The sequence below is a fragment of the Cupriavidus sp. 8B genome (assembly GCF_054589115.1).
Genome location: NZ_BAAILO010000011.1, coordinates 20,389 through 32,760, shown reverse-complemented (window position 1 = coordinate 32,760; position 12,372 = coordinate 20,389). Strand labels below are relative to the sequence as shown.

Here is a 12,372-nt window from a genome sequence, read left to right as displayed (position 1 = left end):
CCAACGTCATCTGCTTCATTGTTCATCTCTTGCTGCGCTCGTGATTCTTCAAATAACGCTTCTCCTCACGAATCGGAGGACTTAATCAGCATTGCCCTAAGTGCGCGGCCAAGCGGTGAGGCTAGGTCATGGCCCCCTCGTCTTCAATTTTGCCCTGCAGAGGGCGGTTGGGACTCGATATGGCCAAACGAAAAGTAAAGTGGGAAACGCTTGAGCGATGGATTAAGGAAGGGCGCGGCACCGGGCACGGAGTCGACTACAGCCCATGGCTGCGACATGAGCGCGGCAACCTGGCATCCGACGGCAATAACATTGACTTGACTCTCATCGGAAGCGGTCGCCAGGCGTGCTTCCTATCCCGTGAAGAGGCCGACGTTGCCGTGTGGTTGCTGTGGTTGGGCGTTCAAGATCTGAGGGAGCAATTCCCTATATGGCCTTGGCCGCATCCTCACCCCCTCGCCTGCCATTCCGGTTGCGGGGAACTCCGGTGGAGTCGCGGCACACTTGCGGTAGCTGAAGAACTCGGGATCGAGCATGGGACATATGTGGGTACGCTTGTGCCATACGTCGCGACAACGGACATCCTTGCCACTGTAGCAACACGAGATGGCTTGAAGGCGGTGGCCATTGCCGTGAAGTCGGAGTCCACAATTGCCTCTATTGCTGGCGGAAACACACCGGCAGATACTCGAGATGGGCCTCGGGTGCGAGAACGACTCATCCTAGAAAGGGTCGCCCTTATGGAGATCGGAGTTGAGTGGCGTCTGCGCTCCGCAACCTTTTTGCCACGAGACCTTCGCGAAACGCTTCGCACCGCATACAGGTCTTCGCTATTGCCTCATGACCTACAGTGTTCGGGCATTGACGTGGAGTATGGCGCGGAGCTTTCCCGTCAACTCACGCGTCGACGGAGCATCCAAGAGGCGAAGGAAGAGACCTCCGTCACGTTGCATCTCGACGATGAATTGGGACGATGTCTCTTCGAGCATGCCATCTGGCATCGACGGGTTCCGCTAGACATTCGACATCCGATCATTATGAACCGCCATCCCGTGCTAACAGATTTTTCATGGGTAGATACAGCGGCCGTTGAATGGCTGGGAGGGGCAGAATGGGCACGACTGTGAAAGGCTGCACCCTGGCGTTCGGGCCGGGCTTGTGCAAGTACGTTGGCGTTGTGCGTGTACTGTACATAGACCAACATCGAATTGTAGTGATCCCCATCGACCAGGAAAGGCAGCGTGGGCTCATAGCGCTGAGGAATGAAGATGTGCAAGCTGCTATCGACGGAGGTTTTGCCCGCCTTGTGGACGTAGCACCTGACCCATTAAGTCTCGTGGAGGAAAAGCAACTGCGTTCCCTCTACCAGAGGCGAGGGTCTGAGCGCTGCTTTCCTCTCGATTTTCAAGCGAGGTGGATAGTCATCTTGGGCGAGTTGATCGAGAACGAGGAAGACCTTATCACAGGAAGGATGTCTCTCCGTAGAGCTTCCTCTGCGGTAATCAAACAGTATGGCGTCTCATTCCCCCAGGTGTGTCGAACGTTGTACCGCTACTGGGCGGGGGGGTCTAGGATTGCGTGCATCATGCCTAGGACCGCGTTGTGTGGCGGTCGAGGAAAGAAACGTGCCGGAAGTGGGAAGTCTCTCGGGCGAAGAACAAACAGATATTCGTTGGGGCTCGACGAGATTACGCCTTATCCTCTGAATACGAGCGATCTCAAAAACATACGAATGTGCTGGGATGCATTCTTGAAGAAGGGAGTAACTCGAGAGTGCGCCTACAGGAGCATGCTAAACGTATTTTACAGCGATGGGTACAAGTCGTTGTATGGCACGGAAGTGCCGAATATTAACCCGGAGGGTGAGCGGCCGAGCTTCGATCAGTTCATATATCACGGAGAACTCGGCGACGGTGGTATAGCCGCTTCGCGTAAACAGACATCCCAAAAGGACTTCGATTTGAATAGACGCCCCCTGTCGGGCAGCTTGAAACGCGGTGAAGGAAGGATTGGCGCCGTCGCTCAATCCGATGCAGACAACGCCGACGTGTACCTCACATCGATGTTCTCCAGAATGCGGACACTTGGTAGGTGTTTCACTATCCCATTCGTATGCTGGTTCACGGGAATGGTTATTGGGAGGTATATTGGTTGGGCGGTAAATGTCGAGGCGGTCCGATATGGTCTGTTGAATATGTGGTCATCAAAAGTCGATTACGCTCGCAGGCTAGGTGTGGAGGGTGTTACGGACGCTGACATTCCGGCGGTTATGGTTAGGACACTTATCGTTGATAGAGGTGAAGGAAACGCAGCAAAGGTAAGAGACGATTTGCGCAAACTAGGCGTTGAGCTTCATGTGCTGCCGAGAGGCAGGGCAGATCAGAAGGGCCTCGTGGAAGTGCAGCACTCCAGCGATCATAGTCGCGTTGACCACAGCTTGCCTGGAACTACCTACGGACGAAAGCGAGACCGGGGCGAGAAACATCCTGGAGAGAACGCACTACTCAACATCGAGGAGTTTTCTCGAATGATGCTTCGTGCGGATATTCGTCACAACACCACTGTGCCAGTGCCTCATCTATTGACGGCAGAAATGCGGCAGGATGGTGTACGCCCGATACGAAGTGAGATCTGGGCGTGGGCTAGGCGGAAGGGGTACGTGGGATATATCTCATGCCATCGTGATGTGGTTGTCGATGCCCTAATGGACAAGACTACCGCCGTCGTCCGGGAGAACGGAATATTTCTCATTGCGCCGGTCGACGAGGGGAGAAATAGAGAGGTTGTGCTTACACAGTTTCGCTATCATGGAGCGTACGCTGCAGATAAAAAATGGCTTGAACGAGCGCGGATGAATGGGATATTTCGAATTGACATAAAATTTAATCCCTACGATCTTAGGAGGATATTTTATTTAGACCCCTACAGCGGCTACCATGAATTGGAATTGCAGAGTCAGGACTCGTCCCCTGTTTGGGGCGTGGCCTCGTTAAGGGACTGTGTCGAGGACAAGTTGCGCATCTCCGCGGAGGCTGGTGTCGAGAACCAGCGGGATATTGAGATGGCAGCCGCGTTGGACTTCGATAGGGAAGTTGAGATAGCGGCGGCTAGGAGGCAGTATCACGCCGAGGCTAAATTGTCGCCAAAAGGGAGAGTTCATGCAAATCGAATGCGGGAAGATCGGCGAACGGAGACTGATATCTTAGGGCCAACTGGATTGCCATTAGGGCGTTTTGCTACCGTTTCCGCTGCAGAGCCGATGGGTCACGATGATCAGAGCATAGAACAAGACGGGCCAAGGGACGGAGCGCTGCGCGATTGGCTGAAAGGGGGCGCTGATGAATAAGGCTAAGAATCCCCTTTTGTCTGTACTTCCAACGATCCAATCCGATGCGGAAATGGCGCGGTACTTGGCGAGAAACCCTTTTGACTCCAAGGAGTGGCGGCGAGAGAACGACAACCCGGCCATGCTCCGAGCCTACCTTAGACAGGTATTCATACCCACTCGATTAGCGCGAAACCTTGCCTTTACGATCCTTGATGCAATACGTTTGGGGTACACGACAAGAGATCCATCCATCGCAGCGAACATTCTTGCGTACTTCCAAGATGTCATGGTGCGCAATACGTTGCCCGTAGACGCGCACTATGCAGATGGAATGATCGTCACGGGGCTTACCGGTGTTGGAAAGAGTCATCTTTGTCGGCACATACTTCAGACCTTACCGCAGGTTGTAGAGAGACAGGGCCTTCCACATCTCAAATATGTGAAGCAGATCGTGTGGCTGTATGTGGATGCGAGCATCGGTAAAGGAGTGAAAGCCCTCCTGGTAGAAATTCTGCGAAGCATCGATGATCTTGTCGCTGGGGAGTATACGCCGAATAGACCAGATAGGGACTCGACTGATACGATATCTCGAATTGTGGTACGGGCCTTAAAAACTCACTACTGTGGTATTCTTGGAATAGACGAGTTTCAGGCAATAAACGCTGGTAATAATGATGATAGAAAAGCATTAAGAAGCTTGATCTTAAAATTATTGAACGCCAACATTCCTTGTATTCTTATCGGAAATCCTCTCGGTCTTCGGTTCATGGAGAAAGATGGAGTATCAACGCAGGCGCTGCGTCGCCTTTCGGAAACGACAATCCGGATCGAGCCAGCAGATTCCATCGACGATGAGGAGTGGGATTCCTTTCTGTGGGGCCTTTGGGCATGCCAACTATTGCCGCGCTCCAAACGGCTAAATAAGGAGATTTCACAGGAGTACTTCAACGCCACTGGTGGATTCATCGGGCATCTGGTACCACTTCATGCTCTTGCGCAGAAGCTTGCTATAGTGGCCGGTCGAGAGACGATTACCGTGGAAGACATAAAAGAAGCAGCTAGCAAGCGACCGCTTGCTCCTGGAATGAAGAGAATGATCCGGGCATTTGTTGAGAAGGATGCGTCAAAGCTGGTCGGCTTTAGCGATGTTGACAACGACTATTACATCGAGAAATGGGGGCATGCATATCGAGAGGCCGCGCAATACGCTCCATCAAAGGGATTCGTGGCAACGCAAGTGGATCCAGAGTATGTGAGGAGACAGGCCCGGTTGCGGGCCGAGCGCTCTTTAACGGGCGAATCGGAAAAATCTAGGAGGACTTCGAACGTGGAAAAGGACCATCATCTTTCGGAGCTACGCAAGACGGCAGCCGCTGCGGGTGGCAAAAAAAACTAGGAGTCTCTCGTTCTCGATGAAGAGCTGAGGTGCTTTGCCGGGAAGATGGCGCGGACGTTCTCGGACAACCACGCGCTATCGTTCCGGTACAGCCATGAGTAGGAGTTGCCTCTTAGCCTGCGGACAGTACTTAGTGACGCGCCCTCGTTTGATCTCACGAGTGATAGGAAGGACTGTCTGGCAGCTATCGTTTTGCGTTCTCGCCGATCGTCCCGCCATGCCTGTTTGAGGGCCGGCTGTCGGCACAGGGCGCGTTCCACAAGCCTCGGTGATATGGCAGCCAACTGCGCTGCTTCTTTAATAGATCGGCCCTCTGCAAACGCCTGGCGGAGTTGCGCCAAGAGATAGGGGTGGAGCGCCTTGGGGCGCCGACGGATCGGAATACCAATATCTGTAAGTATTCTTTCCACCTGATAGTACGACAAGCTCAGCCGCTCTGAGGTGCGGCGTACTGACCCGGTAAGCTCATACGTCGACCGGACTACGTCCAAGTCTAGCTCTTTGGTGGGATCGTCACCTCTCTCTGGCCGATCAACGTGCCATGGTCGTTCTTGCGGCATGCCTCCCAGGGTGATCTCGATCTCATGGATGTCTTTAAATAGTATCGATAAAGCGGCGACGTGCTTCGCGGGGTGCAGCGCATGGCGTCCAGCCCGTACCATGCCAAGGCAAAACCTTGTGGACTTTTTACTGTCAATCCAGTCCCACCCCGGGAGAGCATTCAACGTCGCGAGTTCGTCGCCAAGACGCTGCGAGAATTCGCCGCGGACTCGCCCGCATCTGGTAAGCAGGCCTTGCTGCGCCGCACTGTATTGATAGAGAGCTCTGAGGCGATCGTGTGTGAGGGCCCCTAAAGGCATATCGAGCATCGATCTCGTAACCTCACTCATCCTCACAAGCAATGGGGTGAGGCGGATGAGAGGGCTCTCCCACGCTGGATGGGGGATATCCTGCGGCAAGAGCCATTTCAATCGGTGTGTATCTCGCGATTTGAAGAACGTGCACTGCAGTAGCGCACGATGACGACGACAAATCCAATTTGACGCGCACTGGTGTAACCGTCGCCAGTACGTGCTTCCGTGAACAGCGAGATCTTCAGCCATACAGTGCGGGCAGGCCTTGAGGGGCTCCTCCGCGCCCAGCCCACTGGGCGGTAGCCCTAAGATGAATTTCACGGAAGCCACCGAGGACGACCCCAGAGACTCAATGCACCGCTCAATGAGCGTTGAGGAACGGAAAGGCGCATAGAAGCCCAAAGCCGTACGCCGAAGCGCGAGCGCGACGTGAGATTCCTCCCTGTACATGCGCGCCAAATAGCGCAAGCCGCCGGGAAAGTCGTGCATACGGCCGAGAACGTCGCCACCAAATAGAAGCCTGCTAGTCAGTCGTGCTGATCCATGCAGACAAAGATGGTGGATTCGACTCCCTAAGCTGTAGACCGTCTCGTCCTCCAGGAACGCGGGGAGGACTGGGGCAATCTGCGGACTGGCGTGCGGGCGAGGGTGTGTCATGAGCACGCTCAAGGGGCATCACCATTGGAGAGTAGTCCGAAATTTCTTGCCTTGGCTAAGGTTTTTGCATACATATATGCATATGTAGATATGTAAGTTCAGGTTTCCGGCGACTTCCGCTCGAGGACTTGGATCAGGTTGGGAGCCGATAAGGAGCCAGCGCATGCATGCCGATTACCCACCACGCAGCCGTATCGTTCCAAGTGCGGTTCCGGAGATCGGGCCTGACGAGTGGATCAACGGATGGGTATTTCGCTTCCATCATCTAGTCGGAGGCCATTGCCTGAAAGACACTTTCCAGCAACTGTCGTGTCATCCGAACACACGGACCGATGATGAACTGTGGGGAAAGTTTGCTTCACTCGCCGACGTGCTAAGGTTCACTGAGGTCGATAGATTTGCATTGCAGCACACCTTTTTGCCGGCGATGCGCAGGCTTGTCGTCCCAAATATGGTGAGTGAGTGTGATTTTGATGGAGGTCGACAGTACCGTCCTGGGCAACACGGGATTATCTTAGGTCTACGATCGATTAGGGTGAGACACGACTCACTGAGGATTTGCCCAGAATGTATACGCGAGGACCAAGAAACGCTCGGGTTCTCCTACATTCATCGGAGTCACCAACTGAAAGGGGTAGTCGCATGCCACAAGCATGGCTGCTTACTAGTGGAGAAGTGCGGCAAGTGTAGAGCACCTATTCATGTCCAATCTTTGGTCGTGGACCCGCTCGCGGCTTCGTGTCCGACGTGCCGCTCCGAGTGGAGCTTAGTGTCAACGGCCACGGAGGCACATTTTCGCCTCGCTAAACTTGGCGCAGATAGCTTGAGCGCAACGGCAGGTACGAACCCTCGATTGCTTACAAGTGTGATAGAGAAAGAGATCGCAGCGTTGGGAGGAACTGCTGTAGATCTAGACGAGGAGATCAGGTGTCGCTATGGTGTTGATTTTCTTGCTCGCTATGAGCTAAACGGAGGGGCGGAACATGCGGGTCCTGAGCGCAGACTTCCGGCATGGTACTTTTGGGGGGCTGGAGCCATGGCCAGCACGCTAAACTGCTTCGCTGAGCTGCTAGTTCTCGTGGATATTTTGTTCGGCGGCTGGTCCACCCTGCACGAGAAGCTATGCCTTGAACCGGAAAGGCTTGAGCGCGGGGTTACCGCCTGGGAAGGCGTGCGCCGAAAACGCGGGTATTGGTAGCGCGCAAGCTTTCGCCATGCAGACGCTCTTCAGCATTTCCAAAACTCGAAATGGACCAAATAGACGAGGATACCTACATCAGAACGCTGAGTGCGCTGTCCGATGACGTGCATCGCGGCGATATCACTCAACTGCAGCTTTCTAGGGCAACAGGTGTTGATCAGTCACAAATTTCCAGGCTTCTTGCCGGAAAGGGGAAAACGGTGTCCCGCGCGGGGATGCTTCTATTTGCCTACAAACTAGACAAGGATACTTCGGAAGCGCGGCCTGATCCAGGGAGTTCCATTGTGCTTATGGAGGCGATCAGTGAAGTTTGGGACGGTACGCAAGCTGGTGCGAGGCGTCTGGCACATGTTATTCGAGCGCTTGCGGTTTTCCGGGATCAGGAATTGTGAGAATTCAGGGGAACATCCCCGGCGATCGCAATAGCATGCGATGCGCGAATCCTATCGGTACAGTTCTACGCTTCCAGCGTAAAACGGGCATCGATGAAGTTGTTGGGCGACGTGGGCAGTAATGCGCCAGCGCAAACTGGTGGTGGAATTAGGCACATGTCACTGTGCACGCTGGGGAGCCGCGCGGCACGTATTCCGCGGGTAAGGCAGACTGGCTGTGGATTGAGCCGCTTTTTTGACTGCCGCCCTGGATCGGGCGCTGGGCGACGAGAAATCCATAAGCGGCAATGCATAGGGATGCGTGGTGGTGAAAGCCGCACCAACCTCGTCCTTCATAGTGGCCCAGACCAAACTCCTGCTTGAGGTCCTGGTAATCGCGCTTGATACGCCAGCGCGTCTTCGCAACGTGGACCAGATGGTCGAGCTGTGCGCTTTCAGGTAGCATGGACAACCAGTATTTGATCGGTTCGGACTCGCCTTCCGGCCATTCAATCAGCAGCCTTTCTTCGTCACGCAGCGTGGCTCGCCGGTAATCGCGATGCGACGCTCGAATGCGAACTGCGGCAAATCGCGAACTCGGCATGGCTCGCGTGCCTTCCGCCGACGATCCTCATTTTTAGATGGCATGGCGATATGATCCTGTTTCTTGACTACGATGGCGTACTGCATCCAGATGCAGCTTACTTGGTAAATGGACGTCCAGAGTTGCACGCGGACGGCGAACTTTTCATGTGGGCACCGGTACTCGAAGGAATTTTGAGGCCATATCCAGACGTGCGCATCGTGCTCTCGACATCCTGGGTTCGCGTGCTGGGTTTCAGCCGTGCCCGCGATTACTTGTCTCCTGAACTACGCGCTCGGGTGATCGGCGCGACATGGCACTCGGCAATGCGTCGCCACAGCGAGGCGTCCCATCGTGTGGACGAAAGTTGGTTTAACGCGTTGTCTCGGTATGAACAGATTGCAAGGTATATCGTGCGAGGGGGGCCTCGGGCAGCAAACTGGATAGCCGTAGACGATGACGCCGATGGTTGGGACGAGAGGCTTCGAAATCGGCTTGTCAAAACGGACGAAGAGTTGGGATTGTCCAGTCTGGATGCACAAGAAGAGCTACGGATCGTGCTTCGTGAGTTAGCAGGCGAGTAGGGGGCGCCTCAAATCAGCGCTACAGGGGACGCGTCTTTTGATCTATACGCATGAGAGCGGGCCTCGAACTTTCCCATCGTCGAACACACTGACTTAGGGCAGTGGCGCGTGAGTGAGCCCGTTGGGGCGAGAACTAGATCAATAGGGGGGCGCCTTGCGCTTGCGCAACACAGTTCCCACTACAGGCAGGGAGGAGTGATGAGTTGTTACCTCGCCGGTGACGCTCGATGCGTGTACCCTGCTTGTTGATCTCGCCTCGCCGGAGCAGTGCTGTAGATGGTTTATCCTGACTAAGTCACCATCCTTGGACTATCAGTTATGGAGCAAGAACAAACGCGATTCATCTTCTCGGATGAAGACTGGCATCAACTAAAGCTCGACCTTGATGCGCCACCGCGCATAAATCCACATCTACTCAAATTGCTCTTGGAGAAGCCAATATTCAAGAGCGGTACGAATTTGGTCCCGGGAAGTGCCCGCGACGATGCGCAGGGACCTCAATAGGATATATGGATGCGTTCTATCCTATAGAATTGGGCGTTGGCCGAGCTCCGCCAGGTGCCCGCCGATACACATGGGCCGTCCCCTTGGATCACGAGTCGTCATCAACCTCCTTCCAAATCAACACCATAGGTCGCCTGCCTAGAGAGGCAGCGTTCAAAACGGATGATAGTCGTGGGGCGTGCACAAGTCGCATAAATGTGCATCTTGCATCATATTTACCCTGATGAAAGTGATGTAAGGGAGTCATAAATGCCTGTTCCAAGGTTTATTCAGGGCGCAATGCGATTCTCACAGTTCTCAGTGGCATTGTTCCAATCTTTTCATGCAGCATTTAGAAATGCTATCTCATTGATTACATGAGACTTTATGTTGCAAGCTCTATTCCGGCGAAACAGTTGCTTCTGCACCAGAAGTTGAAAAGAGCCCCTTACTTGTTAAGGGGTTTTTTTTGCCTGACGGTTGGTGTTTTGTGGAATAGAAGTTGAAACGAGGGGGGGCAAGACCAGGGGAGTCAATCAAGGGCGATGCTGCACGGCCTTTCTACGTCCCTCACCCCGACATGGACTTCGACGCGGGGCGTGGCTTTCCTCGTCCGCGCCCGACCGACTTCGTTGCCTTCACTGCCGGCTGCAACATTGGCGACATCTGCGCGGCGGTCTCCCGCAGCAGCTTGCGTAGCCAGACGATAGCAGCCTGCATGCAAGCGCTGATCGGCATTGCGCACATGAGCACCAGTATGAAATGGCCCGTGGCCTTCTGGCGGCGCTCCTGCCAACGCGGAGAGATGGCCGCTCCAGCACCCGCCACGCCACGCCATGCCAGGCCACGGGATCACGCAAACAGATCCATGCCCTGCACCAGGCGCTTTGCCAGCCGCGGCTGGCGAAACTGGTCCAGCCACCATTCCAGCGCGCGGCCCTCATGGTCGCCGCGCCACGCCACATACAGCGTATTGGGCTCGCGCGGATCGGCCGTGCGCTTCTCCACCAGTTCTCCCCGCTTGAGCAGCGAGGCCACACGGTGCCGGGGCAGCCAGCCCACGCCCAGCCCCTCGCGCTGCGCCAGGATCTTGGCCCGCATGGACGGCACTGCCAGCGACGCTTGCCCGCCGACCAGCCCGTAGGCCCGCCCGGCGGTCCCGCGCGACGAATCGGCCACCGCCACGCCCCGGTGCGATGAGATGCGCTGGCGCGTGAGCGGCTCGGCCACGCTGGCAAGCGGGTGGCGCGGCGCCACGGCGAAGACCCATTCCACCACGCCGAGCTCGAACCAGCGCAGGCCGGGAATGGCGGGCGGCTCGTTGGTCGCGCCGACGATCACATCGGCGCGGCCGTCGCGCAGCGCTTCCCAGGTGCCGCTGAGGACTTCGTGGGTCAGGCGCAGCGCCACGCCGGATTTGAGCGCGTCGAAGCTGCGGATCACCGGCATCAGCAATTCGAACTCCAGTACTTCGTCCGTGACGATCCACAGGCGGTCTTCCCAGCCGCTCGCAACCTGCCGCACGCGCTGGGTCATGCGCGCTACGTCCTGCATCAGCCGCGCGGCCTCGTCGGCCAGCAGATGGCCTGCAGGTGTGAGTTGCAGGCGGTAGCGGCGGCGGTCGAACAGCAGGGCGTCAAAGCGGCCTTCCAGTTGCCGGGCGGCGTGGGAGACCGTCGATGGCGCCTTGCCAAGCCGCGCCGCCGCGCGCGAGAGGCTGCCGCTGTCACGGATGGCTTCCAGCAAGGCCAGTTCGTCTTCTGACAACATGTTCAACTCCGTCGAACGAGTTCATCGGGAAAATCGTACGGCAAAACACGTGTGCCGGCGCAATATTCGTCACAGTGCTTCACCCGATTCCCGAAACCCCTTTGTTTGCCCGCGCCGTCGGCCCCAGGAGCGTTCGTCCTGCCATGGCACAGTCACCGGAGAAAAGTCATGGCCCTCATCCACCGAATGGCACGGTACGCCGGCGCCGCATTGCTCATGTTTGGCTTGGTCGGCGCGCTCGCGCCGCTCGCCCATGCCGCAGAACCTGTCGGCGCCGCAGCAGTCCAGCAGCACACGATCAACGCCAACGGCATCGACCTGCACTATCTGCAGTCCGGGCGCGGCAGCGGCACGCCGGTCGTGCTGTTGCACGGCTACGCGGAATCCAGCCATATGTGGCTGCCGCTGATGGCGCGGCTTGGCGACCAGCGCGTCGTCATCGCGCCGGACCTGCGCGGCGCGGGCGGGTCGGCGATTACGCAGTCGGGCTACGACAAGAAGACGATGGCGCAGGACATTCACGCCCTGGTCCAGGCACTCGGCTACCGCAAGATCAATATCGTCGGCCACGATATCGGCCTGATGGTGGCCTACGCCTACGCCGCGCAATACCCGGACGAAGTGGAAAGCGTCACGCTGATGGACGCGTTCCTGCCCGGCGTGGGCGACTGGCAAAAGGTCTGGCTGCTGCGCGACAAGTGGCACTTCAACTTCTACGGCGACACGCCCGAAAAGCTGGTGCGGGGCCGCGAGCGTACCTACTTTGAGCACTTCTGGAACGACTTCGCCGCCGACCCCAGGCATTCGGTGCCGCAAGCCGCCCGCCAGCTTTATGCAGCCAACTACGCCAGGCCGGGCCGGATGCGTGCGGGATTCGAGTTCTTCCGTGCGTTCCCGCAGGATGCCGAAGACTTCGCGGCACTGGCAAAGCACCCGCTGCCGATGCCCATGCTGGTGCTGGCGGGCGAGAAGGCCTCCGGCAATTTCCTGATCGACCAGGCGCGCCTCGTCGCCACCAATGTGCAAGGCGTGATCGTCAAGGGCTCGGGGCACTGGCTGATGGAAGAACCGCCGGGGCAGACCATTGCGGCTATCGTGCATTTCATCAACGCGCCGTCGCAACCTGTTGGCGCCGACTAAAAACG

Annotated in this window: 8 protein-coding genes and 1 pseudogene; 6 read left to right on the top strand and 3 right to left on the bottom strand. The window is 56.6% G+C overall.

From position 1 onward, the window contains the following. The first annotated feature begins 1,111 nt into the window (after nt 1-1,111). Together ACYP5B_RS01130 and ACYP5B_RS01125 are read left to right on the top strand one after the other, a co-directional pair. A complete protein-coding gene (locus tag ACYP5B_RS01130) occupies nt 1,112-3,346 on the top strand; it encodes a hypothetical protein (RefSeq protein WP_459568229.1) in 2,235 nt (744 codons plus the stop codon). Further along, the gene (locus tag ACYP5B_RS01125) at nt 3,339-4,724 is read left to right on the top strand and encodes an ATP-binding protein (protein WP_459568228.1); all 1,386 of its coding nucleotides are present in this window, start codon (nt 3,339-3,341) and stop codon (nt 4,722-4,724) included. The genes ACYP5B_RS01130 and ACYP5B_RS01125 overlap by 8 nt, the downstream gene beginning before the upstream one ends. Here the strand turns inward: ACYP5B_RS01125 and ACYP5B_RS01120 are convergent. After that, complete coding sequence (locus ACYP5B_RS01120; RefSeq protein ID WP_459568227.1) at nt 4,721-6,235, bottom strand: TnsD family Tn7-like transposition protein; 1,515 nt, start codon at nt 6,233-6,235, stop codon at nt 4,721-4,723. The two genes, ACYP5B_RS01125 and ACYP5B_RS01120, sit on opposite strands and share 4 nt — an antisense overlap. Before the next feature lie 163 nt (nt 6,236-6,398). Here ACYP5B_RS01120 and ACYP5B_RS01115 point away from each other — a divergent pair, with 163 nt between their 5' ends. Further along, complete coding sequence (locus ACYP5B_RS01115; RefSeq protein ID WP_459568226.1) at nt 6,399-7,433, top strand: TniQ family protein; 1,035 nt, start codon at nt 6,399-6,401, stop codon at nt 7,431-7,433. A 50-nt stretch (nt 7,434-7,483) separates the two neighbouring features. Beyond that, nucleotides 7,484-7,828, top strand: coding sequence for a hypothetical protein (locus ACYP5B_RS01110; RefSeq protein ID WP_459568225.1), 345 nt, complete (start codon nt 7,484-7,486; stop codon nt 7,826-7,828). A gap of 148 nt (nt 7,829-7,976) precedes the next feature. Here the strand turns inward: ACYP5B_RS01110 and ACYP5B_RS01105 are convergent. Next, nucleotides 7,977-8,426 (bottom strand): annotated as a pseudogene (locus tag ACYP5B_RS01105) (IS701 family transposase); the annotation flags it as partial. Nucleotides 8,427-8,461: 35 nt separating this feature from the next. Between ACYP5B_RS01105 and ACYP5B_RS01100 the strand changes: the two are divergent. Further along, nucleotides 8,462-8,974: an HAD domain-containing protein gene (locus ACYP5B_RS01100; protein ID WP_459568224.1), complete on the top strand. Its 513-nt coding sequence runs from the start codon at nt 8,462-8,464 to the stop codon at nt 8,972-8,974. Between the two features lie 1,335 nt (nt 8,975-10,309). Here the strand turns inward: ACYP5B_RS01100 and ACYP5B_RS01095 are convergent. After that, nucleotides 10,310-11,227: a LysR family transcriptional regulator gene (locus ACYP5B_RS01095; protein WP_459568223.1), complete on the bottom strand. Its 918-nt coding sequence runs from the start codon at nt 11,225-11,227 to the stop codon at nt 10,310-10,312. 168 nt (nt 11,228-11,395) lie between these two features. Between ACYP5B_RS01095 and ACYP5B_RS01090 the strand changes: the two genes are divergently transcribed. Continuing rightward, nucleotides 11,396-12,367, top strand: coding sequence for an alpha/beta fold hydrolase (locus ACYP5B_RS01090; RefSeq protein ID WP_459568222.1), 972 nt, complete (start codon nt 11,396-11,398; stop codon nt 12,365-12,367). Nucleotides 12,368-12,372 lie beyond the last annotated feature (5 nt).